Below are 24153 nucleotides of genomic sequence, written 5' to 3' on the forward strand. Positions count from 1 at the left end.
CAGGAGCGCTGCATGCCGCATTTCACGATTGAATACTCCGCCAATCTCGACGATCTCGTCGACATGGGCGCGACCGTCGAGCTGGTCCGCAAGGCTGCGGTCGAGACCGGCATCTTCCCGCTCGGCGGCATCCGGGTCCGCGCCATCAGATGCGAGCACTACGCGATCGCCGACGGCCGCAGGAATTACGGCTTCCTCGACATGGTGCTCCGCCTCGGCGAAGGCCGTGACCTCGCCACCCGCAAGAAGGCCGGCGAGCACGTCTTCAAGTTGCTGTCGGCCCATCTCGATCCGGTATTCTCCAAAGCCAAGTTCGCGCTGTCGTTCGACATGCAGATCAACGACAAGGAGACTAGCTGGAAACGCAACAACATCCACGACGCACTGAAGGTGGAGACGGTCAATGGATAAAGCCACCCCGAAATCCACAGCCGACGTATTCCAGGCCAACCGCGATCGCGCCGGTCCTTTGCTGACAAAATTGAAAGCCGAAGGCATCGGCCATGTGATCGACGGCAAGGTCGTGCCGGCGGCTTCCGGCCAGACCTTTGAGACGAAGTCGCCTGTTGACGGCACGGTGCTGGCGACTGTCGCGCGCGGCAACGCCGAGGATATCGACCGTGCCGCGACCGCTGCGTCCAAGGCCTTCAAGGCCTGGCGCGACATGCCGGCGGCGCAGCGGCGCAAGCTGCTGCATCGCGTGGCCGACGCGATCGAGGAGCGCGCCGACGACATCGCCGTGCTCGAATGCATCGACACCGGCCAGGCGCACCGCTTCATGGCCAAGGCCGCGATCCGCGCCGCGGAGAATTTCCGCTTCTTCGCCGACAAATGCGGCGAGGCCCGCGACGGCCTCAACACGCCCTCGGACGAGCACTGGAACATCTCGACCCGCGTGCCGATCGGCCCGGTCGGCGTGATCACGCCGTGGAACACGCCGTTCATGCTCTCGACCTGGAAGATCGCCCCGGCGCTCGCGGCCGGTTGCACAGTGGTGCACAAGCCGGCGGAATGGTCGCCGGTAACCGCCGATCTGCTGGTCAAACTCGCAAAACAGGCCGGCATCCCCGACGGGGTCTTCAATACCGTGCACGGCTTCGGCGAGGACGCCGGTAAGGCGCTGACCGAGCACCCCGCGATCAAGGCGATCGGCTTCGTCGGCGAGAGCTCGACGGGCTCCGCGATCATGGCGCAGGGCGCGCCGACCCTGAAGCGGGTGCATTTCGAGCTCGGCGGCAAGAACCCGGTGATCGTGTTCGACGACGCCGACCTCGACCGCGCGCTCGACGCCGTCGTGTTCATGATCTACTCGCTCAACGGCGAGCGCTGCACGTCGTCAAGCCGCTTGCTGGTTCAACAAGGTATCGCCGACAAATTCATCGAGAAGCTGACCGCTCGGGTGAAGGCGCTCAAGGTCGGTCACCCCCTCGATCCCGCAACCGAGATCGGGCCGCTGATCCACGAGCGGCACCTGGCCAAGGTCTGCAGCTATTTCGAGGTCGCACAGAAGGACGGCGCGACGATCGCGGTCGGTGGCAAGCCGCATGACGGCCCCGGCGGCGGACATTATGTGCAGCCAACGCTGGTGACCGGCGCCAACGCGACCATGCGCGTCGCACAGGAAGAGGTGTTCGGCCCGTTCCTGACCGTGATCCCGTTCAAGGACGAGCAAGAGGCGATCGAGATCGCCAATGGCGTGCAATACGGCCTGACCGGCTATGTCTGGACCGGCGAGATGGGCCGCGCGCTCCGCGTCGCCGATGCACTGGAAGCCGGCATGATCTGGCTCAACTCGGAAAACGTCCGCCATCTGCCGACCCCGTTCGGCGGCATGAAAGCCTCCGGCATCGGCCGCGACGGCGGCGACTACTCGTTCGACTTCTACATGGAAACCAAGCATGTCTCGCTCGCGCGCGGGACGCACAAGATTCAGAAACTGGGAATTTGATTGCACGTCGTTCCGGGGCGGCGCGTAGCGGCGAACCCGGAACCTCGAGATTCCGGGCTCTCGCTTCGCGAGCCCCGGAATGACGAACAAAATTGAGGGGAAACACCGATGCCCGTTCCGACACACGTCTTCGATCCGCCGTTCAACATCATCCGCTGCAGCCATGCCGTGCTCGACGTCACGGACCTGGAGAAGAGCGCCGCCTTCTACGAAAAGACCGTCGGCCTCCACATCGAGGACCGCGACGACAAGTCGGTCTATCTGCGGGCCAGCGAGGAGCACCAGCATCACTCGGTGGTGCTGCGCAAGGCCGCGAAGGCCGCCTGCAACCGGCTCGGCTTCAAGGTCGGCAATGACGGCGACCTCGACAAGGCAGCCGCCTTCTGCTCCGAGAACGGCATCGCCTACGCTTTCGTCGACCAGCCGTTCCAGGGCCGCACGCTGCAGTTCACCGATCCGTTCGGCTTCCAGATCGAGCTCTACGCCACGATGGAGAAGCGCCCGCATCTGTTGCGGCGCTACGATCTCTACAAGGGCTGCCATCCGCAGCGGCTCGACCATTTTAATGTGTTCGCCGCCGAGGTGCAGGACACCGTCGACTTCTACGCCCGGCTCGGTTTCCGCCTCACCGAATATGCCGAGGAGGACGGCGACCAGGGGCGCATCGCCGCCGCCTGGATGCATCGCAAGGGCAATGTCCACGACTTCGCCATCACCAACGGCCGTGGCCCGCGCCTGCACCACATCGCCTATTGGGTGCCGACCGCGATGAACATCGTGCATCTCTGCGACGTGATGGCCTCTTCCGGTTTCCTCAAGAATATCGAGCGCGGCCCGGGCCGACACGGCATCTCCAACGCCTTCTTCCTCTACATCCGCGATCCCGACGGCCACCGCATCGAGCTCTACACCAGCGACTATTTCACCGGCGATCACGACCACGAGCCGCTGCGCTGGTCGCTGCGCGATCCGCGCCGCCAGACGCTGTGGGGGGCGCCGGCGCCGCGCTCCTGGTTCGAGGAAGGCTCGACCTTCGCCGGCCAGGCGGTGCGCGAGCCGCGCTTCGTCGCCGACGTGCTGGTCGCGGATTAGTGCACGCCTCCATCCACTCGTCGTCCCTGCGAAAGCAGGGACCCATCACCACAGAACCCCGTTGCTGCCAAGATCGTCGCTCCGCGTGCCATAATGTGAGGCCTGTGGTTATGGGTCCCGGCTCGCGCTTCGCTTGGCCGGGACGACATCAAGAATTGGATCGCTAATGTCAGCCCCTCGCCTCGCCACCTATTCCATCAACGGCGCGACCGGCTACGGCGCCGTCACCGACACCGGCATCGTCGACCTCTCCTCGCGCTTCGCCAAGGACTATCCGACATTGCGCGAGGCGATCGCCGCTGGCGCGCTGACGAGGCTCGTGGAGGATGCGGCCACACGCGCGCCCGACCACGCGCTCGACGCGGTCACCTGGCAGCCGCCTATCCCGGCGCCGGACAAGATCATCTGCATCGGCGTCAACTATCCAGACCGCAATGCCGAGTACAAGGACGGCTCGGATGCGCCGAAATATCCCAGCATGTTCCTGCGGGTGCCGCGCTCCTTCGTCGGCCACGAGACGCCGGTGGTGCGGCCGCGCATCTCGCCGCAGCTCGACTATGAGGGCGAGCTGGTGCTGGTGATCGGCAAGGCCGGCCGGCACATCGCCGAAAGCGCCGCGCTCGATCACATCGCCGCGATCACGCTCTGCAACGAGGGCACCATCCGCGACTGGGTGCGCCACGCCAAGTTCAACGTCACCCAGGGCAAGAACTTCGATTCCACCGGCAGTCTAGGCCCGTGGATCGTGCCCTACACCAGCGAAGCGCAGATCGCCGACATCCGACTGACCACGCGGGTCAACGGCGAAGTCAGGCAGGACGACCGCACCTCACGCTTGATCTTCGGCTTCCGCTACCTCATCAACTACATCTCGACCTTCACGACGCTGGTTCCCGGCGATATCATCGTCACGGGCACTCCGACCGGCGCAGGTGCGCGGTTCGATCCGCCGCGCTATCTGAAGCCCGGCGATGTCGTCGAGGTCGAGGCCGAAGGCGTCGGCATCCTGCGCAACGGCGTCGTCGACGAAGCCAGCTAACCCCGCAAGCAAAGTGGACAGTGCCATGACCTCAACATCCGGCGGCGAAGCGATCGTCAACGGCCTCGTCGCACACGGCGTCGACACCGTATTCGGCCTGCCTGGGGCGCAGATCTATGGCCTGTTCGATGCGCTCCACCAGGCGCAGCTCAAGGTGATTGGCGCCCGGCATGAACAGGCCTGCGGTTACATGGCGTTCGGCTATGCCCGCTCCTCGGGCAAGCCTGGCGTGTTCAGCGTGGTACCCGGCCCCGGCGTGCTCAACGCCTCAGCGGCGCTGCTGACCGCATTCGGCTGCAACGAGCCGGTGCTGTGCCTGACCGGCCAGGTGCCGACGCAATTCCTCGGCAAGGGCCGCGGCCATCTGCACGAGATGCCGGACCAGCTCGCGACCTTGCGCACCTTCGTGAAATGGGCCGACCGGGTCGAATATCCCGACAACGCCCCCGCGATGGTGTCGCGCGCATTCCAGGAGATGCTGTCCGGCAGGCGCGGCCCCGCCTCGCTGGAGATGCCGTGGGACGTCTTTACCCAGCGCACCCAGGTTACCCCCGTCAAGCCGTTCGATCCGTTGCCGGCGCCGCAGCCCGATCCTGATCGCATCAAGGCTGCCGCCGAGCTGATCGCCGGCAGCAAGGCGCCGATGATCTTCGTCGGCAGCGGCGCCATCGAGGCCCGCGAGGAGATCCTCGAGCTGGCCGAGATGATCGACGCGCCTGTCGTCGCCTTCCGCAGCGGCCGCGGCATCGTCTCCAACGCGCATGAGCTCGGGCTCACGATGGCCGCGGCCTACAAGCTGTGGCCGAAAACAGATTTGATGATCGGCATTGGCACCCGCATGGAGCTGCCGACGATGTCGCGCTGGCCCTACCAGCCTGCCGGCCTGAAATGCGTACGGATCGACATCGATCCGGTCGAGCTGCGCCGCTGGCCCGCCGACGCCGGCGTGATCGCGGACGCCAAGGCCGGCACCGCCGATCTCGTCGCCGCGGTCCGCAAGGCCGGATATAGCAAGACCTCGGGCCGCCGCGCCGCGATCCGCGAGGCAACGGCCGCGACCGAGCAGGAGATCCAGCGTATCCAGCCGCAGATGGCCTATCTGAAGATCCTGCGCGAGGTGCTGCCGGCCAACGCCATCGTCACTGACGAGCTGTCGCAGGTGGGCTTCGCCTCCTGGTACGGCTTTCCGATCTACGAGCCGCGCACTTTCGTCACCTCGGGCTATCAGGGCACGCTCGGCTCGGGCTTCCCGACCGCGCTCGGCGCCAAGGTCGCCAATCCGAACAAGCCGGTGGTTGCGATCACCGGCGACGGCGGCTTCATGTTCGGCGTCCAGGAGCTCGCCACTGCCGTGCAGTTCAAGATCGGCGTGGTGACGCTGGTGTTCAACAACAACGCCTATGGCAATGTCCGCCGCGACCAGCGCGAGCGATTTGACGGCCGCGTCGTCGCCTCGGACCTCGTCAACCCTGATTTCGTGAAGCTCGCGGAGTCCTTCGGCGCAGGCGCCGCGCGCATCACCTCACCCGATCACTTCCGTCCCGTGCTGGAGAAGGCGCTGGCCGACGGCGGGCCTTACGTGATCTCGGTGGAAGTGCCGACGGATTCGGAAGTCTCGCCCTGGGCATTCATCCATCCGGCGAGGAACAACTAGGCGCTTTTCACGCTGCGTTGCAGCCGCGACGCGGCGATCACCAGCAGTCCGGCGCCGGCGACCGACCAGCAGGCGACCGGCGCCCAGTGCACCAGCGGCGCATAGTCCGGCAGCTTCTGCAGGCCGCCGGCCACCGCTGCCATCCGCGCGAAGGTCGCGAGCGCCAGCGCCGAGAACACGAGCCCCGTGACCTTGCCCTCCGCGCCGGTCTCCCCGATCGCAAGCGCCGCGGATACCGCGCTCATCAACATGCAGCCCCAGGCCGCCCCCGCCATGAACTGCGCCACGATCAAGACGTTGAGGCTGCCCGCAATCTCCGCGGCGATGATGGCGAAGGCACCGAGCAATCCCGCCGCGCCCATCACGATCAGGCCGCCGCGATGCTTGACGACGATGCTCGCCGGAAACATCGCAATGTTGAAGCCGATCCAGAACACCGGCATCAGCCATTGCAGCTCATTTGATTTGGCAAAGCGCAAGTAGAACGGGGCGCTGTTGATGTTGAAATGCAGCTGATAGCCGAGCGAGAGCAGCACCATCGATCCGATCAGGAACATCGGCACCGCGCCGAGACGTTTGGCCGGTGGCGCGAGCCGCTCCGGCTGCACCTCGTCGGCGACCCGGCGCTCGATCCCTGAGAACGCCAGCGCGGTCAGCAGCAGCACTGCGCCGGACAGCACGAACGGCAGCCGCGCATCATGGTCGCGCAGCACGACGGCGAGATAGGGCGAGACCGCGCCCGCGATGCCGTAGCCCAGCATCGCCAGCGCCGCGAGGAACGGGACAGACGGTTGCGCGCGATACTTGCCGAGCAATGTCAGCGGCGGCGCGCGCAACGCCGACGATGTCACGGCCCAGATCACGATCAGCACGATCAGCCAGACCTTTGCGCCCGGCCCGTTGCCGGCGACGTAAGGCAGCGCGACGAAGGCGACGCAGGAGATCGCGGCGAGGATACCGACAAACACGCCGAGGCGGCCGACCAGGATCGAGACCCTGTCGGCCGCCATGCCCATCGCGGTGTCTGACATCGTGAAGATGGCCTGATCCATCATCAGGATCAGGATGACCGTCGATGGCGCGATGCCGACATCGGCGCACAACTTCGGCAGGTAGATCAGGTAGGTGGTCCAGCCCAACGTAAACACGAGCTGCAGCACGGCGAGATAGACGCCGGTGCGGTTGACGGCGCGGTCGGCCCTGATGGTCATCCGCCAAGTCTAGACCACCCGGCGCTTCAGCGCACCTTGCGGAAGGTCAAATTGATGCGCTGGCGGCCGAGCACGCTATGCTCACCCTCAGCGAGCGGTGCGACGCCGTGATAAAATAACCGTGACGGCCCGCCCCACACCGCAACATCGCGATGCTCGAGCCGGTAACGGCGCGGCGTATCGCTGCGCTTGAGACCGCCGAACAGGAAGACCGCCGGCAGCCCGAGCGAGATCGAGACGATCGGTGCGCCGTAATCGAGCTCATCCTTGTCCTGATGCAGCGACAGTTTTGCGCCGGGCACATAGCGGTTGATCAGACAGGCCTGCGGCGCGAAGCCGTTGAAGCCGGCAGCGGCCGCGGCGTCGGCGGCGAGCCTGCGCAACACCTCCGGCATTTCAGGCCAAGGCTCTCCCGAGTCTGGATCGATCGGATCATAGCGATAGCCGCTGGGATCGGAGACCCAGCCGACGCTGCCGCAATTGGTCATCGCGACCGACATGCGATGTCCGCCCGGCGTGATCAGATGCCGGAACGGCGCCTGCTTGACGATGATGCGCAATGCCGGGATCAGTTCGGCCTCGAACGGCCGGACGAAGCCGCGCAACAGCACCGCGCCGTCAGCGATCGGCTCGCGCGGCGGCCTTGCATCGCCAATGGTCTCGAACAGATCAGCGGCCACGCCTCTCTCGCGCTCACTTTGCGTCGTGGAAGATCACGCCAACGGTGTGGCGATGGCCGGATCTGATCCGGCTAACGCCGTGGCGCAGATTGACACGGTACGATCCGCGTGTCCCCTGCACCGGACGGTGATGCACGGCAAAGGCCACTGCATCGCCCTTCGTGAGCGGCACCACCTCGGGGCGCGACTGCATCCGCGGCCGCTGCTCGGTCAGCACGAACTCGCCGCCGGTGAAATCGCGCCCCGGCTGCGACAGCAGAATCGCGACCTGGATCGGGAACACGTGCTCGCCATAGAGGTCCTGGTGCAGACAATTGAAGTCGCCCTCGCCATATTTCAGCAGCAGCGGGGTCGGCCGGGTCTGCCCGGCATCATGGCAGCGCTTCAGGAATGCCGCGTGCGACGGCGGATAGCTGATCTCGATCCCCATCGTCTGGTTCCAGCGATTGGCGGTCGCGATCAGCCGCGCATACAGCGCCGGCCGCAGCTCCGCGATCAGGTCCGGCAGCGGATAGGAGAAATACTTGTACTCGCCGCGGCCGAAGCCATGGCGGCCCATCACGACCTTGCTGCGGAACCGGCTGTCGTCGGGGTAAAACGCGGCGATGGCATCGCATTCCTCAGGCGTCAATAAGCCGTTGAGGACGGCGCATCCCTGCCAGTCGAGGTCGGTCGTGATGTGATCCCAGTCGAGCGCATCGACGCGGGCCGGGATGCCGGTGGCCGGGCGGGTGATGGTTTTGGCTGTTGCTGTCATGGGGCGGAATCTGGCCCATGATCGCGGTTGGCGCCACCCGATTTCCGATCCAGATTTGCCGGGAACGCCACCCCAATTCCGCTGTCGTCCCTGCGAAAGCAGGGACGACGAGCGGCGAGCAATCAGCCCCTGACCGGCATCGTCACCACATCGTAGCCGTGGTCGATCTTCCGTTTCAGCACCGGATCTTCCAGCTCGAACTCGAACCGGCTGGCCGGGCGGATGCCGCCCTTGGCCGCGAAGGTGCCGCCGAACATCGCGCAGCCGTCCGGCAGTTCGCCCTTGTCGAAGCCGCGCGCGATCAGGTCCTTCACCGGCAGCATGTGATCGAGCGTGCCCTCCTGGTAGAGTACGCGCTGGCCACCGATTGTGGCCCAGGAGCGCAGGATGAGCTGGTCCCAGTGATCGATGACGTCCTCCAGCTCCCAGAGCTCGGATGCCATCGGCTTGTCGCACATCTGCTTCGACACCGTGACGCTGTAGCCCTCGACCTTACGGTCGGTATGGTCGGAGCCGCAGCCGACGAAGGTGCGGCCCTGCCAGCCGATCAGCACGAACTCGACCTCGCCGCTCGAATCCTCGCCGCAGACTTCGATGGCGTCGGCAAAGGTGAGCCGGCGCGCCGAGCAGCGGTAATAGATCGGCGTGGTCGCGGGCCGCGCGATGCCGAGCGCTTCGAGCTCGGCGATGTGCTTGTCGCGGGCAACCGGATCGCGGCCGGTCCAGCCGGCGATCACGGCCTGTTTGATTTCCAGCGTGAGCGGCGTCGCGACGCCCTTGTCATCGACATTGAAGGTGAGATCAAACACGGATGACGGTCTCCATTCCGGCCGCAAGCTCGAAGATGCGGCGATCCGAACCGCCCGCGGCGGCGAGCATCAGGCCGACCGGCGCCTCACCCTCGCGATGCGCGGGCAGCGAAATGGCGCAGCCGTCGAGCACGTTGATCAGCGAGGGATTGCGCAGCGCGCGCAAATTCTCCGTGGCGAACGCCTTGTCATCGGCGAGGCTGGCGATGCTCGGCGGCAGGTTCGCGGTGGTCGGCAGCACCAGCGCGTCGTAGGGCGCGATCCGCGCCTCGGTCCGGGCGATGAACGACCGTCGCGCATTGATGAGGTCGATATAGTCGGCGGCCAGGAAGCCTTCGCCACGCTGGATCCGTACCGCAACGCGGGGATCGTAGATGTCGCCCTTGCTCGCCAGCAGGAAGCGGTGCCAGGCGTAGCTCTCGGCCGCTGAGAACCCGCCCTTGGCGTTCATCACGCCGACATCGAGCAGCTCCGGCACCTCGATCCGCTCGATCAGCGCGCCGGCGCGCGACAGCGAAGCCAGCGCGCGCTCAAAGGTCTTTGCGACCGCGTCGTCGAGGTCGTCGAGCACGACGGTGGTCGGCACCGCGAGCCGCATGCCCTTGACCGGACGCGGTGCGAGCGGCGTCACCGGCTCGTCGGCCAGCACCGCATCGAGCACGGCGCAGCAGGCCACCGAATTCGCCAGCGGGCCGTAGCTGTCCAGGGTGAACGACAGCGGCACGCCGCCGTCGAGCGGAATCCGGCGCTGCGTCGGCTTGTAGCCGACGATGCCGTTGAAGGCGGCCGGAATCCGGCAGGAGCCTCCGGTGTCGGTGCCGAGCGCGCCGAATGCCATGCCGTCGGCGATCGAGACCGCCGCGCCCGAGGACGAACCGCCGGGCACATGGCCGACGCTGCGGTTCCAGGCGCTCTTCGGCGTGCCGTAATGCGGATTGATGCCGATGCCGGAATAGGCGAATTCGGTCATGTTGGTGCGGCCGATCACGACGAAGCCGGCGCGCTTGAGCCGGGCCACGGCCGGCGCATCGGCATCCGCCGGCGCGGAATCCTCCAGCGCGCGGGAGCCGGCGCGGGTCACCTGCCCCTTGATGTCGAACAGATCCTTGATCGAGACCGGAATGCCGGCAAAGGGCGACGGTGCCGCGTTGGCCCTGCGCAGGTGGTCCATGGCGTCGGCGGCTTCCAGCGCAGCGTCGCGGTCGACGCGGGTGAAGGTGCGCTGGCCCTCGCCCGCCGGATCGGCGATTTTGGCGATGCATTGCTCGACGAGCTTGCGGGCGGAGGTCGCGCCGCTGGCGAGATCGGCGGCAAGGGAGGCGAGTGTCGGATTTTTCGGCATGGCTCTCACTTCAAGGCTTTGCACTTCACGGCTTGCCGGCTGGCAATTCAAACGGTCTTGCAGCTGATTGTCGCGCGAACCGGCGCCGATTTCCAGATCGGCGCGCGGCATCATTTCAGCCCGAAATAGGCCCGGTGCAGCTCCTCATTGCCGCTCATCTCGGCAACCGTGCCGGAGAAGCGGATCCGCCCGCCTTCCAGCACGAACACGCGGGTGGCAATCTCGAGGAAACCGATGTTCTGCTCGGCGATCAGGAGCGCCAGTCCGCGGCCCTGCAGGCTCGACAGGGCGCGGAGCACCTCCTTGACGAACAGCGGCGACAGCCCGGCTGAGGGCTCGTCCATCACAAGCAGCTTCGGCTCGGCCGACAGCGCCTTGGCGATGCCGAGCATCTTGCGCTGGCCGCCGGACAGGCTGGAGGCCGGGTCGCGGCGCTTGTCGCGCAGCACAGGGAACAGGCCGTACAGCTCGTCGACCCGCGCGCCCGGATTGGCATGGCCCAGCGCCTGCGCGCCGACGCGGATGTTCTCCTCGATCGACAGATCGGGAAACACCGCGAGCTCCGACATGTAGGTCATGCCGCGCTTCATGCGATCCGAGGATCGCATTTTCGTGATGTCCTCGCCACCGAGCTTGATGTGGCCGCTGCGTGCTTCGATCAGGCCGACCAGCGATTTCAGGAAGGTGGTCTTGCCCGCGCCATTGGCGCCGAGCAACAGCACGGTCTCGCCGGGGCGGACGTCGAGATCGACGCCCCACAATACCTGCATGGTGCCGTAGCCGGCGTCGACGCCCTTGGCGTCCAGAAGCGATGCTGCATCAGTGGGCATGCTCGCCTCCCAAAAACACCTCGATCACCTGCGGCTCGCGCACCGCGGTCGCGAGCGTCCCCTCGAAGATCTCCTTGCCCGCATTGAGCACGATGACGCGGTCGGTGATCTGCTCGATGAAGCCCATCAGATGCTCGACCACGATGATCGCCATGCCGGTCGCGGCCAGCGCCTTGATGCGGCCGGCGATCCAGTCGAGTTCGGCCGGGTTGAGGCCGGCGGCGAGCTCGTCGAGTAGCAGCAGCCGCGGCCGCGTCGCGAGCGCGCGGGTCAGATCGAGCATCTTCTGCTGCGCGCTGTTGAGATCGGCGGCGGGGCGGTCGGCGACCTCCTTCAGCCGGTATTCCTCAAGCAGCTCGGCGATCGACGGCGGCGTGCCGGTCGCGCCGCCATAGGCCAGCGCCACCTGGATGTTCTCGCGCACCGTGAGCGACAGGAACGGCTTCGGCACCTGGAAGGTGCGGTTGATGCCGCGATGAACGAGCTTGTGCGAGGCGACGCCGCCCGAGGACGCGCCGTCGAACACCACCTCGCCGCCATCGGGCGCATAGAGCCCGGAGATCACGTTGATCGCCGTGGTCTTGCCGGAGCCGTTGGGGCCGACGAGGCCGAGGATCTCGCCCGGCACGACGTGAAAGCTCAGGCCGTCGAGCGCGTGGAAGCCACCGAAGCGCTTGACCAGCTTCGAGACCTTGAGGATGGAGTTTTGCTCAGGGGACATGCCACCCCCTGCGCGTTGCCAGCGATACCAGCCCTGCGGGCAGGAACAGCACCAGACCCATGATCAACAGGCCATAGATCAGCTGGAAATATTGCGGCGTGGTGAAGCCGATCAGATTGTAGATGCCGTAGAGAATGAGCACGCCGACGATCGGTCCGGTGATGGTGGCGACGCCACCGAACAGGGCGAACACGATCGCGAAGATCGAGAACTCGCCGGAGAACACGTTGTCGGGATAGAACACCGAGACGTACCAGGCATAGATGCCGCCGGCGAGGCCGGCGACCAGGGCCGAGGCGAGCCATGCGATCACCCGCATCTTGATGATGTTGACGCCGGCCATCGAGGCCGACACCGCATCCTCGCGCACGGCCTGCAGCGCAAGGCCGAACGGCGAGTTCTTGAGATAGACCACCGCACCGACCGTCAGCGCCATCACGACCACAGCGGCATAATAGGCGTGGGTCGGGTTGAACGTGCCGGTCAGCGACACGCCATACGGCCCCTTGGTGATGCCCTCCAGCGCCGGGTTGGCGACGAAGTGCAGCACCGCGAGCGAGGCCGCGAGATTGGCGATCGCGAAATACGCGCCCGACAGCCGCAGCAGCGGCGTCAGCAACAGGCCGAGCGCCACCGCGACGGCGCCGCCGACCAGCACCGCCAGCGGCGCCGGCGTCTGCAGATGCATCACCATGATGGCGAAGCCATAGGCTCCGGCCCCGAAGAAGCCGACATAGCCGAACGGCAGATAGCCGGTGAAACCATAGATGATGTTCACGCCCTGCGCGAGGATCAGGAAGATCACGAAGTTGAACAGCAGCAGATGATTTTGATAGACGCCGGGCAGCAGTGCGAACACGACCACCAGCGGCGCCAGGATGAACAGCAGGTGCTTCGAGGCATTATGCAACGCGCACCCGCCTTCCGAGCAGACCGCTCGGGCGCAACAACAGGATCACGATCAACAACACGTAGGGCAGCAAATCGGCCCAGGAACTGAGATAGGTCTGCACCAGCATATAGCAGAGACCGTAGACGACGCCGCCGAGCGCGGTGCCGAGCGGATTGCCGAGCGAACCGAGCACCACGATCGCAAACGACGTCACCGTGGCATCGGCGCCGAACGCCGGCGTCACTGAGCCGAACATGAACGGCGCGAACACGCCGGCGACCGCCGCGATGCCGAGACCGATGCCGAACGCCGCCGCCGAGACGCGATCGACATCGATGCCGGTCGCCAAGGCCTCGTCGCGGCGCGACATCACCGCGCGGGTTAAGGTGCCGAGCCTTGTGTGGTAGAGATAGAGATAGACAAACCCAATCGCGATCAGGCTGGTGATCGCCGCGATCACCCAAGGCGCGGGAAAGCCCTGGCCGAAGATCTGGATCGGCCCTGCCCCGCCGGCCTTGCCGCCGAACCATTTGACCTTGATGGTCGTGAACACGGTGCCGAGCAGCCGGCTCTGGATCGAGCGCTCGCTGGTGCCGGCGAAGATCGTGGTGACGGCTTCGATCACCTGCGACAGGCCGAAGAACAGGATGATCGACAGCATTTCCGGGTTGGCCGAGCCTTGCAGCCGCGGCACCAGCACCCAGTAGAGCAGCGCGCCCGCGAGGACGAACACCACGAAGGCGAGCGGCACCGCGAACAGCGGGTCGATGCCGGCGATACCGACCACGCCGAGCGCGATGAAGGCGCCGAGCATCAGGATGTCGCCATGCGCAAGGTTGACGATGCGCATGACGCCGAACACGAGATTGAGACCGATGCCGACCAGGCTGAAATACAGCCCGAACAGCACGCCGGCAACGAGCGCATAGGTCATGCTATCGCCCGCCGCCGATGGTTACGCCCAGAGCTATTTCCGTTCCGATGGAATCGGAACGGAGCTCTAGGCTTTTGTTCTGACGCGTTTTCTTCACGCGAACCGGTATCCACTTCGCTCGAAAACGCTCTTGCCGCACTCACCTGCATCACGGCGCCGGATAGATCGGCTTGCCGGTGGCGGTCTCGTGCGGATAGATCGAGACGAACTTGATGTGATCGTGCTCGTCGACCGTGAGCTGGCCGAGCGGTGTCAATTCGCCGATCTGGCCGCCGGTCTCATCCAGCGCGAAGGTGCCGTCCAGCGTCTTGAGCTGGCCGCTGAGCGAGAACACCGCGCGGCGCAGCTCCATCTGGTCGAGGCTGGTCGCAACCGACAGCGTCTTCTCGATCACCAGCGCCGTGGTGTAGCCGGCCACCGCGTTGAAGCCGAACTCCATCTTGCCGTCGTTGTACTTCTTCAGCCAGGCGGCGCGGAAATCCTTCATGTTCATCCCGAAATTGACGGGATAATCCAGCTCGGACGGCGGCACGTAGGTCCAGATGTGCTCCAGCCCCTTGGCGCCGACGTTCTTCTCCAGCAGCTCGGTCTCGAGGCCGGCGTAGATCGCGAACAGCATCTTGAACTTGGTGCCGACGTCCTGGACGTTGCGCAGGAAGGCGATGTCGTTCGGCGCGTAGCCGAAATGGATCACCGCGTCGGGATTGGCGTTGCTGATGTTGTTGATGATGACGTTGTAGTTGGTGGTCTCGGTCGGGACGCCCTGGTCGTAGACGATCTCGATCGGCGCGCCGGACTCCTTGACGAACTTGCGGAACGCGTTGGCCTGGGTACCGGTGAACTCGTTGGTTGCGTAGAGGATGGCAATCTTCTTGATACCGAGGCCAGGGCCGTCATGGCTGATGAAGTCGGCCACCGGCTTCGGCCAGACCGTCGACACCGGATCGGCCATCAGCGCGATGTAGGGATTGTCCTTGGAGAAGAAGCTCGCGCCGGTACCGGTCTGGTCGAACAGGAACATCTTGTGGTCGCGCGCGATCGCAACCGCAGGCGCGGTCAGCACCGATCCGGAATCGGCGACCAGGAGATCGACCTTATCCTGGGTGACCAACTGATTATAAAGAGTCGAGGCGGTCGCGGTGTTGCTCTGGTCGTCATAGGACACGAGCTTGATCGGGATCTTCTTGTCGAACGCCTTCACGAACACGCCACCCTCGGCGTTCTTCTGCTCCACCCACAATTTGAGCGAGCTGTAGACCGGCATCGAGATCGAGGCATAGCGCCCCGAGGACGCGTACAGCGTACCGATCTTGATCTCCGACGGTACGTCGGCGGCCATTGCCTGCGTGGCAAATGCGAGGCTGGCAGCGAGTGCCGCGCCGATGATCCTCAGCATGATATTATTCCTCCCGGGTATCTTGGACGTCTCGTGGACCTGCCCTCGACGTATCTTGGACGTGTCTTGGTCGTGGCTTGGACCGCGGCCCTTCTACGCGCCGGACCGGAGCGACACAAGCATCGCGGCCTTAGCAATTGTGCGAGGGGCGGAATATGCGGCATGCGCGGGACACAGGCCGCTGCGCAGGGCGCGGATGGACCGTTGACGGCCGTTGGTCCAATGGCGCATCAAGACCGTAACGATTTCGGGAGGAGACATCAGACATGGCCGAGCCCGCGCGCGCGAAACCAAAGCCGACACCTGAGACCCAGCATTTCTGGGACGGCACCAAGGCCGGCGAGCTGCGCCTGCAGCGCTGCGACGCCTGCGCCAATGTTTACTTTCCGCCGCGGCCGTTCTGCCCCTCCTGCGCTTCGCGCAAGGTCTCCGTCTTCAAGGCCAGCGGCAAGGGCAAGCTCTACAGCTACGTCATCAACCATCGTCCCGCGGCGCCCGGCTTCACGCCGCCTTATGCGATCGCCATCGTGGAGCTCGACGAAGGTCCGCGCATGATGAGCAACATCATCGATTGTCCGCAGACGCCGGAAGCGCTTGAGCTCGACATGCCGCTCGAGGTCGCCTTCGAGGCGCTCGACGACAAGATCACCCTTCCTTTGTTCCGCCCGGCAAAGGGGTGATGTGATGCGCAGGAATCAGGTTGCCGTCGTCGGTGCGGCCGAAACCACCGAACTCGGGGTCATCCCCAACATGTCGCAGATCCAGCTGCACGCGGACGCGGCGCTGAACGCGATCGCGGACGCCGGCCTGAAGCTGTCCGACATCGACGGCTTCGCCACCGCGGTCGAGACCCCGCAGCAGATGGCGCACTATCTCGGCATCACACCAACCTGGGTCGACGGCACCTCGGTCGGCGGCTGCTCCTTCATGCTGCATGTCCGCCACGCCGCGGCGGCGATCGAGGCTGGCCTGTGCAAGACCGTGCTGATCACTCATGCCGAGAGCGGCAAGTCGATGATCGGCAAGCAGCCGCGTTTCACCGCACCCGACAGCCTGAACGGCCAGTTCGAATCGCCGTTCGGCGTCTACGGGCCGCCGAGCATGTTCCCGATTCCGGTACTGCGCTTCATGAAGACGCACGGCATCACCCATGAGCAGCTGGCGATGGTCGCGGTGGTGCAGCGCGAATGGGCGGCAAAGAACCCGCGCGCCACCATGAAGGACCCGATCACGGTCGCCGACGTCCTGAACTCGCGGATGATCGCCTATCCGTTCCGCCTGCTGCAATGCTGCCTCGTCACCGACGGCGGCGGGGCGCTGATCCTGACCTCGGCCGACCGCGCCAGGGACTTCCCGCAAAAGCCGGTCTACATATTAGGCACCGGCGAGAGCGTCGAAACACCGATGATCAGCCAGATGAAGACGTTCGACTCGTCGCGCGCCTTCAAGGTGGCGGGCCCGCTGGCCTTCAAGGAGGCCGGCATCACCCACAAGGATGTCGATCATCTGATGATCTACGATGCCTTCGCGCATCTGCCGCTGTACGGCCTCGGCGACCTCGGCTTCATGCCCCATGAGGAAACCGGCAAGTTCATCGCCGACGGCAACACCCGTCCCGGCGGCAAGCTGCCGCTCAACACCAATGGCGGCGGGCTGAGCTACATGCACTCCGGCATGTACGGCATGTACGCGCTGCAGGAGAGCGTGCGGCAGATGCGCGGCATCGCGCCGGCGCAGGTGCCGAACGCGAAGATATCGGTCTGCCACGGCGTCGGCGGCATGTTCGCCGCGAGTGGCACGATCATCTTTACGAACGAGAAATGAGCGAGTTGCTCGCCTCCCCTCTCCCCGCTCTTACGGGGAGAGGGTTGGGGTGAGGGGCTGCTTCCACACACTCGGACTCGCGGAGAGTCCCCCTCACCCGGATTGCTTTGCAATCCGACCTCTCCTCGCAAGCGGGGGCGAGGTAAGCAAGACACCAGGAGAACCCACATGGCAAAATCACTGCAGGATAAAGTCATTATCGTCACCGGCGCGGGCCGCGGCATCGGCCGCGAGATCGCGCTGCTCTGCGCGGCGGAAGGCGCCAAGGTCGTGGTCAACGATCCCGGCGGCGCGGCCGACGGTGGCGGCTCGAGCGCGGCGCCCGCCGAGGAAGTGGTCGAGGAGATCAAGAAGCGCGGCGGAACGGCAGTTGCCAATTTCGAGTCGGTAGCGGAAGCGATCCCGGCCAGCAAGATCGTGAAGACCGCGACCGATCACTTCGGCCGGCTCGACGGCGTCGTCAACAATGCTGGCATCCTGCGCGACATGATCTTCCACAAGATGAGCGTGGAAGCCTTCGAGGCCGTCATCAAGGTGCACCTGATGGGCTCGTTCTATGTCAGCCACGCCGCGGCGCGCATCTACCGCGAGCAGGAGTCGGGCTCGTTCGTGCACTTCACCTCGACCTCCGGCCTGATCGGCAATTACGGTCAGGCCAACTACGCCGCCGCCAAGCTCGGCATCGTCGGCCTGTCGAAGTCGATCGCGCTCGACATGGGCCGCTTCAACGTGCGCTCGAACTGCGTGTCGCCGTTCGCCTGGACCCGCATGATCGGCACCATCCCGACCGAGACCGACGCCGAGAAGGCGCGTGTCGAGAAGATCAAGCAGATGGGCCCGGAGAAGATCGCGCCGGTCTGCGCCTATCTGCTCTCCGACGCCGCCAAGGACGTCACCGGGCAGATCTTCGGCGTGCGCATGAACGAGATCTTCCTGTTCGGCCAGCATCGCCCGGTGCGCTCGGTGCATCGCGGCGAAGGCTGGACGCCCGAGACCATTGCGGAACACGGCATGCCGGCGCTGAAGGGATCGTTCGCCAAGCTCGACCGCTCGGCCGACGTCTTCACGTGGGATCCGATCTGAGCCGATCCGATCTGACAGTTTTATGAAAAGTCGCCCCCGCGCGCACCGGCGGGGGCGGCACACTCTTTGGTTGTTTCTTCATAGCGCGCCCGCATTGTGCCCGAATTGCGGGTGCATGATCGTCCTCCCCATAACAAAAAAGCCTGGGAGGACTTTCGTGACAAATCCAAACAAAACCGAACAACACGAGAGCGACGGCGTGAAGGCGTTCGACCGTCGAACCATCTTGCGCGGCGCAACCGCGCTTGCTGCAACTGCGATGGCTGCATCCGATGCGGCAGCGCGCGACTTCGGCCGCAACGCGGAGCCGCAGCGTTATCCCGATCCTGACATCGTCGTGATCGACGACAAGCGCTTCAAGGCCAAGGTCGGCAACACCGCGATCAAGCGGCTGTACACCGGCTGTCTGTGGGCTGAAGGCCCGGCCTGGAACGCGCAGGGCCAGTATCTGGTGTGGAGCGATATCCCGGCCAACCGGCAGCTGCGCTACCTCGACGATGACGGCCACATCTCCGAGCAGTTCCACAAGCCGTCGAACGAGGCCAACGGCTCGACCTTCGATTTCGAGGGCCGCCAGATCACCGCCGAGCGGACGCGGCTGGTGCGCTATGAGCACGACGGAACCGTCACGTCATTGGCGGAGCAGGCCAATGGCAAGCAGCTCAACGGGCCTAACGACATGGTCGTGCATCCCAACGACAAGTCGATCTGGTTCACCGATCCCGGCTATGGCGCGATCTCGATCTATGAGGGCCAACTGGCCAACACGGGATCGAAGCAGCCCTACCAGAAGGAGGCCGTCTATCGCATCGATGCTGCGACCGGTCAGATCACCAAGGTTGCCGACGAGCCGTTCAAGCCGAACGGCATCGCCTTCAGCCACGACTACAAGAAGGTCTATGTCTGCGACACCGGCATCACGCACTATCCGAACGCGAAGAACATCGTCTGGCAGTACGACCTCAACGGCGACAAGCTCTCCAACCCGCGCACGCTGATCGACATGACGCTGGACGGCAAGTCGGGCTTTCCGGACGGCATGCGCGTCGACATCGACGGCAACATCTGGGTCGGCGCCGGCTGGGTCGGACCGGGTTATGACGGCGTGCAGGTGTTCGCGCCGGACGGCGCGCGCATCGGCCAGATCCTGCTGCCGGAGACCTGCGCCAACCTCACCTTCGGCGGCAAGAAGCGCAACCGCCTGTTCATGACCGCGAGCCAATCGTTGTATGCGGTCTATGTCGAGACCAAGGGCGCGCATAACTGCTAGTACTCGTCGTCCCGGCGTAGGCCGGGACCCATAACCACCGCCGGCAATTGTTGAAAGAAGCTGGAGCTCCAGCATACCAAAAAACAACTGGTCGTGGTTATGGGTCCCGGCTTTCGCCGGGACGACAATCAGCCGCTATTCCGCAAGCCCGCCGAGATCCCGTTGATCGTGATCTGAATCCCGCGCAGCACCTGCTCGTCCGGGTTCTGTGCGCGATGCTCCTTGAGCAGTTCGACCTGCACGTGGTTGAGCGGATCCATATAAGGGAAGCGGTTGCGGATGCCGCGCTCCAGCAGCGGGTTGCCTTGCAGCAGCCGGTCGTGGCCCATGATATCGAGCAGCGTCTCGATCGAAAGATGCCACTCGCGGCGGATCTGGCCAAAGATCTTCTCGCGCAGCGCGACATCGGGCACGAGCTCCGCATAGCGCGAGGCGATCGCGATCGAGCTCTTCGCCAGCACCATGTCCATGTTGGAGAGCAGCGTGCGGAAGAACGGCCATTCCCTGTAGAGCTCCTGCAGGAACGGCATACCCTGCTCCGGGTGCTCCGCGATCCAGGTCTCGACCGCAGCGCCAAAACCATACCAGCCCGGCAGCATCAGCCGGCATTGCGCCCAGGAAAACACCCATGGAATCGCGCGCAGGTCCTCGATCTCACGGGTCTTCTTGCGTGAGGCCGGACGGCTGCCGATGTTCAACGTCGCGATCTCGTTGATCACGGTCGAGCCCCAGAAATAGTCGGCGAAGCCTTCGGTCTCATAGACGAGACCGCGATAGGCCTTGAACGCGAGCGCGGAAATCTCCTCCATCGCCTTCAGATATTCGGGGCGTGGCGCGCTCTGCCGCGGCTGCAACAGGCTGGTTTCCAAGGTCGCGGCGGCAAGGATTTCGAGGTTGCTGCGGCCGACCTCGGCATTGGAATATTTCGAGGAGATGATCTCGCCCTGCTCGGTGATGCGGATCTGGCCGTTCACCGCGCCGCCGGGCTGCGCGATGATCGCGTCATAGCTCGGGCCGCCGCCGCGGCCGACCGAGCCGCCGCGGCCGTGGAACAGGCGCAGCCGCACGCCGTGGCGCTCGAACACCTCGACGAGACCGATCTCGGCCTTGTAGAGCTCCCAGCCCGAGGTGACGAAGCCGCCATCCTTGTTGCTGTCGGAATAGCCGAGCATCACCTCCTGCACGCTGCCGAGGCTGTCGACCAGCTTGCGATAGTCGTGCAGCACCAGCATGCGATCCATGATGCCGCTCGAGGCCTGCAGGTCCTCGATGGTCTCGAACAGCGGCACGATGTTGATGGCGCTGCGGCCGGACGGATTGATCAACCCGACCTCCTTCAGCAGCACCGCGACCTCGAGCATGTCCGACATGCCCTTGCACATCGAGATGATGCATTGAGGGATCACCTCGTGGCCGAACCTGGCGTGCGCCTCGGCCGCGGCGCGGAACACGGCGAGCTCGCTCTGGGTCTCCTCGGAATATTTTACGAACGGCGAGGCCAGCGGCCGGGCGCTGCGCAATTCACCGAGCAGCAGGCTGACGCGCGCATCCTCGCCGAGTGCGAGATAGGACATGCCGGGATTGGCGGTGTCGAGCAGCTCGGCGATGGTGCGCTCATGCACCGCCGAGTTCTGGCGGATGTCGAGCCGCGCTAGATGGAAGCCGAAGCAATCGACCGCCCGGCGCAACTGCCGCAGCCGGCCGCGCCCGATCACACCGGAATTGTTCGCGATCAGCGAGCGATTGAGCACGTCGAGATCGGCCTGGAATTCCACAACGCTCGCATAGGGCTCCGCCTTGCCGACCGGCGGCCGCGTGGTCTCGACCTCGAGCCGCATCGCGGTGGCCGCGAGCCGTGCATAGATGCCCGACACCGCCAGACGATACGGCTCGCCGCTCCGATGCGGCGAGGTGTCCGGCGAACGCTCGGCAAGGATGCGCAATTCGTCCGAGACATCGGCGAGATGTGCCGCAAGCGACAGCTCGGCGCCGAGCGCGTGCAGCTCCTCGAGATAGAAGCTGAGCACCCGGCTCGATTGCAGCCGCAGCGTGCCGCGCATCACCTCGGCCGTGACGAACGGATTGCCGTCGCGGTCGCCGCCGATCCAGCTTCCCATCCGCAGGAACGAGGCGAGTTCGCCCGCCTCGCCGCCCTCCTTGTTCAGGCGGTCCTCCAGCGCGCAATGCAGCCGCGGCACCTCCCGCAGGAAGGTGTAATCGTAGAACGACAGGCCGTTGGCGACCTCGTCGAGCACGGTGAGCTTGGTCCGGCGCAGCAAATTGGTCTGCCACAGCGTCACGACCGCGCGGCGCAGCTGCTCGTCGCTGGCCTCGTTCTCCTCCGGCGTCATCTGCAGCCGCTCGCGGCGGTCGAGCAGCTCCGCGATTTCCATCTCGCGGTCCATCGTGCTCTTGCGGCGGACCTCGGTCGGATGCGCAGTCAGTACCGGGCTGACCAGCGCACTCTTGAAGAAGCTGCGCAAATCGGCCGGACTGATGCCGGCCTGCCGGGCGTGCACCAGCGTCTGCTCCAGCGTGCTCGGCCGCGGCGCCCCGCTCGGGCCGCGGCTGCGCATCTGGCGGATGTTGTTCTGGTCCTCGGCAATGTTGGCGAGGTGAGAGAAATAGCTGAAGGCGCGGACGATCCGCAGCGTCTCGGCGATCGACATGCCGTCGAGGATGCCTTCCAGCTCCCGCCGCGCCAGCTTGTCCTCGTCGCGGTGGAACCGGACCGAGGTCTGGCGGATGCGCTCGACCAGATCGAACGCGTCGGCCCCCTCCTGGTCGCGCACCGTATCGCCCAGCACGCGCCCGAGGAGCCGGATGTCGTTCCGGAGCCGTGCATCCTCCTCCTGCGCCTGGACCTCCGCGGCGCGCCTGGCTTGGACGTCGGCCTCGGAAGGCATGGTCTGGGGAGGCACGATCTGGGGTGACATGGCGGGGCTACTCCAGAGGCTGCCTGGTTCCTCCGGAGTGTGCGCTTTTTTTGCCGCAGCGCAAGATGAACTTGGAAGCGGTGCACCACACCCCAAGGTCGTCCCGGCGAAGGCCGGGACGACCTTGGGGCCCGCTAAATCCTCCGCCCCGCCCGCTCCCAATACGGATCACGCAGCCGGCGCTTGAAGATCTTCCCGGAATCCTCGCGCGGCAGGTTGGTCTGGATCTCGATGTGCTTGGGCACCTTGTAGTCGGCCAGCGCCGTCTTCAGCTGGGCGCGGACGGAGGCGATGTCGAGCGTGATGCCGGGCTGCGGCTCGACCACCGCCATCAGCGCCTCGCCGAACTCGGCGTCGGGAATGCCGAACACCGCGCAATCATGCACGCCGGGCACCGCGTGCAGCACCGCCTCGATCTCGGCCGGATAGATGTTGACGCCGCCCGAGATCACCATGTCACGCTTGCGGTCGCAGATGAAGACGTAGCCGTCCGCGTCGATATAGCCGACGTCGCCCGAGGTGATGAATCCCTGGCGGTCGATCTCGGCACGCTTCTCCGACTTGTTGTGATAGGTGAAATCGGGATTGCCCGCGATCCGCGAATAGATCTCGCCGATCTGGCCCTGCGCCACCTCCTTGCCGTCGTCGCCGATGAAGCGAAGCTCGGCGCCGGGCGAGATCTTGCCGACCGTGCCGGGCTTCTTCAGCGCGTCCTCGGAATTTGCGAACGTCACCGCGCCCGACTCGGTCGAGCCGTAGAACTCATAGATCACCGGCCCCCACCATTCGATCATGGCGCGCTTGACGTCGGGCGGACAGGGCGCCGCGGCATGGATGACGTGGCGCAGCGACGACATGTCGTACTTCCGGCGCACCTCCTCAGGCAGCTTCATCAGGCGGATGAACATCGTCGGCACCATGAAGATGATGTCGATCTTCTCGCGCTCGATCAGCTGCAGAAACTCCTCGGCGTCGAAGCGCGGCATCAGCACCAGCACGCCGCCGAGCTTGCCCGAGCGCAGCCCGAAGGAATTCGGTGCCGAATGATACAGCGGCCCCGGCAAGATCGCGCGTGCTCCGGGCCGGAGGCCATAGATCATCTGGCGCATCGCTTCCGCATTGGCGGTCTGTTCGGGCGTCGGCGCGAAACGGCGCACGCCCTTGGGATGGCCTGTGGTGCCCGAGGTGTAGATCATGTTCTGCGGCTGCGGCACCACCGGGCCGTCATAGCGCGGAAACTGCGCCAGCCAGGATTCGAAATCGATCGCGAAGTCGGGTGTCGCGATATAATCGGGATTGATCTTGTAATTGGCGAGGATTTCCGGCGGCGTTGGGACACTGAGCACGGTGACATCGGGCGGAATCGCGCCGCGCAGCGGATGCAGCATATCGGCATGGCCGATCAGGACGCGCGTGGCGGAATCCGTCAGCACGTAATTGATCTCCTCCGGCTTGAAATGCCAGTTGATCGGCACGCCATAGGCGCCGAGCCGCATCGCGGCATAGGCCGCCTCGATGAAGGCGATGTCGTTGCGCATCAGCATGCAGACGCTGTCGCCCGGCTTGACGCCGAGCTTGTTCAGGCCGCTGGCGATGCGGTCGGCACGCTCGGCGACCGCTGCATGATCGCGCCGGCGGCCGCCGCTGACGATGCCGAGGAAGGGTTGGGACGTTTCCATTGTCGTTGTCCGATCTTTCGTCGGGTTGGAAGTTAGGTCGTCGTTCCGGGGCGACG

Annotated in this window: 21 protein-coding genes; 9 read left to right on the plus strand and 12 right to left on the minus strand. The window is 65.2% G+C overall.

Going from position 1 to position 24153, the window contains the following annotated elements; all coding sequences use genetic code 11:
* Nucleotides 1–12 precede the first annotated feature (12 nt).
* From XH92_RS30925 to XH92_RS30945, 5 genes are all read left to right on the plus strand, one after another.
* The gene (locus XH92_RS30925) at nucleotides 13–411 is read left to right on the plus strand and encodes a 5-carboxymethyl-2-hydroxymuconate Delta-isomerase (RefSeq protein WP_194455503.1); all 399 of its coding nucleotides are present in this window, start codon (nucleotides 13–15) and stop codon (nucleotides 409–411) included.
* Complete coding sequence (gene hpaE / locus XH92_RS30930; protein WP_194455504.1) at nucleotides 404–1948, plus strand: 5-carboxymethyl-2-hydroxymuconate semialdehyde dehydrogenase; 1545 nt, start codon at nucleotides 404–406, stop codon at nucleotides 1946–1948. The genes XH92_RS30925 and hpaE overlap by 8 nt, the downstream gene beginning before the upstream one ends.
* 108 nt (nucleotides 1949–2056) lie before the next feature.
* Nucleotides 2057–3040, plus strand: coding sequence for a 3,4-dihydroxyphenylacetate 2,3-dioxygenase (hpaD, locus tag XH92_RS30935; protein ID WP_194455505.1), 984 nt, complete (start codon nucleotides 2057–2059; stop codon nucleotides 3038–3040).
* A gap of 166 nt (nucleotides 3041–3206) precedes the next feature.
* Nucleotides 3207–4079: a fumarylacetoacetate hydrolase family protein gene (locus XH92_RS30940; RefSeq protein WP_194455506.1), complete on the plus strand. Its 873-nt coding sequence runs from the start codon at nucleotides 3207–3209 to the stop codon at nucleotides 4077–4079.
* A 25-nt stretch (nucleotides 4080–4104) separates the two neighbouring features.
* Nucleotides 4105–5733 carry a thiamine pyrophosphate-dependent enzyme gene (locus tag XH92_RS30945; RefSeq protein WP_194455507.1) on the plus strand — a complete coding sequence of 543 codons (1629 nt, stop codon included), beginning with the start codon at nucleotides 4105–4107 and terminating at the stop codon, nucleotides 5731–5733.
* On the opposite strand, the gene XH92_RS30950 is transcribed toward XH92_RS30945, so the two are convergent.
* From XH92_RS30950 to XH92_RS30995, 10 genes are all read right to left on the minus strand, one after another.
* A complete protein-coding gene (locus tag XH92_RS30950) occupies nucleotides 5730–6944 on the minus strand; it encodes an MFS transporter (RefSeq protein ID WP_194455508.1) in 1215 nt (404 codons plus the stop codon). The two genes, XH92_RS30945 and XH92_RS30950, sit on opposite strands and share 4 nt — an antisense overlap.
* A gap of 26 nt (nucleotides 6945–6970) precedes the next feature.
* Complete coding sequence (gene alkB, locus XH92_RS30955; RefSeq protein WP_194455509.1) at nucleotides 6971–7624, minus strand: DNA oxidative demethylase AlkB; 654 nt, start codon at nucleotides 7622–7624, stop codon at nucleotides 6971–6973.
* 13 nt (nucleotides 7625–7637) lie between these two features.
* Nucleotides 7638–8381 (minus strand): 2OG-Fe(II) oxygenase, encoded by a 744-nt coding sequence (locus tag XH92_RS30960; RefSeq protein ID WP_194455510.1) that lies wholly within the window; start codon nucleotides 8379–8381, stop codon nucleotides 7638–7640.
* Nucleotides 8382–8503: 122 nt separating this feature from the next.
* The gene (locus XH92_RS30965; RefSeq protein WP_194455511.1) at nucleotides 8504–9190 is read right to left on the minus strand and encodes a DUF2848 domain-containing protein; all 687 of its coding nucleotides are present in this window, start codon (nucleotides 9188–9190) and stop codon (nucleotides 8504–8506) included.
* The gene (locus XH92_RS30970; RefSeq protein WP_194455512.1) at nucleotides 9183–10532 is read right to left on the minus strand and encodes an amidase; all 1350 of its coding nucleotides are present in this window, start codon (nucleotides 10530–10532) and stop codon (nucleotides 9183–9185) included. Before XH92_RS30970 ends, XH92_RS30965 begins: the two co-directional genes overlap by 8 nt.
* A 110-nt stretch (nucleotides 10533–10642) precedes the next feature.
* Nucleotides 10643–11362 carry an ABC transporter ATP-binding protein gene (locus XH92_RS30975; protein ID WP_173641695.1) on the minus strand — a complete coding sequence of 240 codons (720 nt, stop codon included), beginning with the start codon at nucleotides 11360–11362 and terminating at the stop codon, nucleotides 10643–10645.
* Nucleotides 11352–12083: an ABC transporter ATP-binding protein gene (locus XH92_RS30980; RefSeq protein ID WP_050406749.1), complete on the minus strand. Its 732-nt coding sequence runs from the start codon at nucleotides 12081–12083 to the stop codon at nucleotides 11352–11354. The genes XH92_RS30975 and XH92_RS30980 overlap by 11 nt, the downstream gene beginning before the upstream one ends.
* A complete protein-coding gene (locus XH92_RS30985) occupies nucleotides 12073–12993 on the minus strand; it encodes a branched-chain amino acid ABC transporter permease (protein ID WP_194455513.1) in 921 nt (306 codons plus the stop codon). Before XH92_RS30985 ends, XH92_RS30980 begins: the two co-directional genes overlap by 11 nt.
* Nucleotides 12986–13909: a branched-chain amino acid ABC transporter permease gene (locus tag XH92_RS30990; RefSeq protein WP_194455514.1), complete on the minus strand. Its 924-nt coding sequence runs from the start codon at nucleotides 13907–13909 to the stop codon at nucleotides 12986–12988. The genes XH92_RS30985 and XH92_RS30990 overlap by 8 nt, the downstream gene beginning before the upstream one ends.
* Nucleotides 13910–14057: 148 nt before the next feature.
* Entirely contained in the window at nucleotides 14058–15305 is a 1248-nt protein-coding gene (locus XH92_RS30995; protein WP_194455515.1) for an amino acid ABC transporter substrate-binding protein, read from the minus strand.
* A 266-nt stretch (nucleotides 15306–15571) separates the two neighbouring features.
* Between XH92_RS30995 and XH92_RS31000 the strand changes: the two genes are divergently transcribed.
* From XH92_RS31000 to XH92_RS31015, 4 genes are all read left to right on the plus strand, one after another.
* Nucleotides 15572–15985, plus strand: a complete 414-nt coding sequence (locus XH92_RS31000) for a Zn-ribbon domain-containing OB-fold protein (RefSeq protein ID WP_021079894.1) — start codon at nucleotides 15572–15574, stop codon at nucleotides 15983–15985.
* 4 nt (nucleotides 15986–15989) lie between these two features.
* On the plus strand, nucleotides 15990–17129 hold the full coding sequence (locus XH92_RS31005) for a thiolase (RefSeq protein ID WP_194455516.1): 1140 nt from the start codon (nucleotides 15990–15992) through the stop codon (nucleotides 17127–17129).
* Nucleotides 17130–17297: 168 nt separating this feature from the next.
* Nucleotides 17298–18212 carry an SDR family oxidoreductase gene (locus XH92_RS31010; protein ID WP_028338734.1) on the plus strand — a complete coding sequence of 305 codons (915 nt, stop codon included), beginning with the start codon at nucleotides 17298–17300 and terminating at the stop codon, nucleotides 18210–18212.
* A gap of 157 nt (nucleotides 18213–18369) precedes the next feature.
* Nucleotides 18370–19482, plus strand: coding sequence for an SMP-30/gluconolactonase/LRE family protein (locus tag XH92_RS31015; protein ID WP_194455517.1), 1113 nt, complete (start codon nucleotides 18370–18372; stop codon nucleotides 19480–19482).
* Between the two features lie 128 nt (nucleotides 19483–19610).
* Here XH92_RS31015 and ppc read toward each other — a convergent pair whose 3' ends face one another.
* Together ppc and XH92_RS31025 are read right to left on the minus strand one after the other, a co-directional pair.
* Entirely contained in the window at nucleotides 19611–22418 is a 2808-nt protein-coding gene (gene ppc / locus XH92_RS31020; RefSeq protein ID WP_371817840.1) for a phosphoenolpyruvate carboxylase, read from the minus strand.
* A gap of 134 nt (nucleotides 22419–22552) precedes the next feature.
* A complete protein-coding gene (locus tag XH92_RS31025; protein ID WP_194455518.1) occupies nucleotides 22553–24097 on the minus strand; it encodes an acyl-CoA synthetase in 1545 nt (514 codons plus the stop codon).
* Between the last annotated feature and the right edge of the window lie 56 nt (nucleotides 24098–24153).

Source organism: Bradyrhizobium sp. CCBAU 53421, from assembly GCF_015291625.1.
GTDB lineage: Bacteria > Pseudomonadota > Alphaproteobacteria > Rhizobiales > Xanthobacteraceae > Bradyrhizobium.

What these genes read in the sequence shown, in the direction of transcription:
- XH92_RS30975 (WP_173641695.1), bottom strand. Translation starts at nt 11,362, where the DNA reads ATGCCCACTGATGCAGCATCGCTTCTGGACGCCAAGGGCGTCGACGCC.
- XH92_RS30950 (WP_194455508.1), bottom strand. Translation starts at nt 6,944, where the DNA reads ATGACCATCAGGGCCGACCGCGCCGTCAACCGCACCGGCGTCTATCTC.
- XH92_RS30960 (WP_194455510.1), bottom strand. Translation starts at nt 8,381, where the DNA reads ATGACAGCAACAGCCAAAACCATCACCCGCCCGGCCACCGGCATCCCG.
- hpaD (WP_194455505.1), top strand. Translation starts at nt 2,057, where the DNA reads ATGCCCGTTCCGACACACGTCTTCGATCCGCCGTTCAACATCATCCGC.
- XH92_RS31000 (WP_021079894.1), top strand. Translation starts at nt 15,572, where the DNA reads ATGGCCGAGCCCGCGCGCGCGAAACCAAAGCCGACACCTGAGACCCAG.
- XH92_RS30940 (WP_194455506.1), top strand. Translation starts at nt 3,207, where the DNA reads ATGTCAGCCCCTCGCCTCGCCACCTATTCCATCAACGGCGCGACCGGC.
- XH92_RS30970 (WP_194455512.1), bottom strand. Translation starts at nt 10,532, where the DNA reads ATGCCGAAAAATCCGACACTCGCCTCCCTTGCCGCCGATCTCGCCAGC.
- ppc (WP_371817840.1), bottom strand. Translation starts at nt 22,418, where the DNA reads ATGTCACCCCAGATCGTGCCTCCCCAGACCATGCCTTCCGAGGCCGAC.
- XH92_RS30995 (WP_194455515.1), bottom strand. Translation starts at nt 15,305, where the DNA reads ATGCTGAGGATCATCGGCGCGGCACTCGCTGCCAGCCTCGCATTTGCC.
- XH92_RS31005 (WP_194455516.1), top strand. Translation starts at nt 15,990, where the DNA reads ATGCGCAGGAATCAGGTTGCCGTCGTCGGTGCGGCCGAAACCACCGAA.
- XH92_RS31010 (WP_028338734.1), top strand. Translation starts at nt 17,298, where the DNA reads ATGGCAAAATCACTGCAGGATAAAGTCATTATCGTCACCGGCGCGGGC.
- hpaE (WP_194455504.1), top strand. Translation starts at nt 404, where the DNA reads ATGGATAAAGCCACCCCGAAATCCACAGCCGACGTATTCCAGGCCAAC.
- XH92_RS30945 (WP_194455507.1), top strand. Translation starts at nt 4,105, where the DNA reads ATGACCTCAACATCCGGCGGCGAAGCGATCGTCAACGGCCTCGTCGCA.
- XH92_RS30990 (WP_194455514.1), bottom strand. Translation starts at nt 13,909, where the DNA reads ATGACCTATGCGCTCGTTGCCGGCGTGCTGTTCGGGCTGTATTTCAGC.
- XH92_RS31025 (WP_194455518.1), bottom strand. Translation starts at nt 24,097, where the DNA reads ATGGAAACGTCCCAACCCTTCCTCGGCATCGTCAGCGGCGGCCGCCGG.
- XH92_RS30980 (WP_050406749.1), bottom strand. Translation starts at nt 12,083, where the DNA reads ATGTCCCCTGAGCAAAACTCCATCCTCAAGGTCTCGAAGCTGGTCAAG.
- XH92_RS30925 (WP_194455503.1), top strand. Translation starts at nt 13, where the DNA reads ATGCCGCATTTCACGATTGAATACTCCGCCAATCTCGACGATCTCGTC.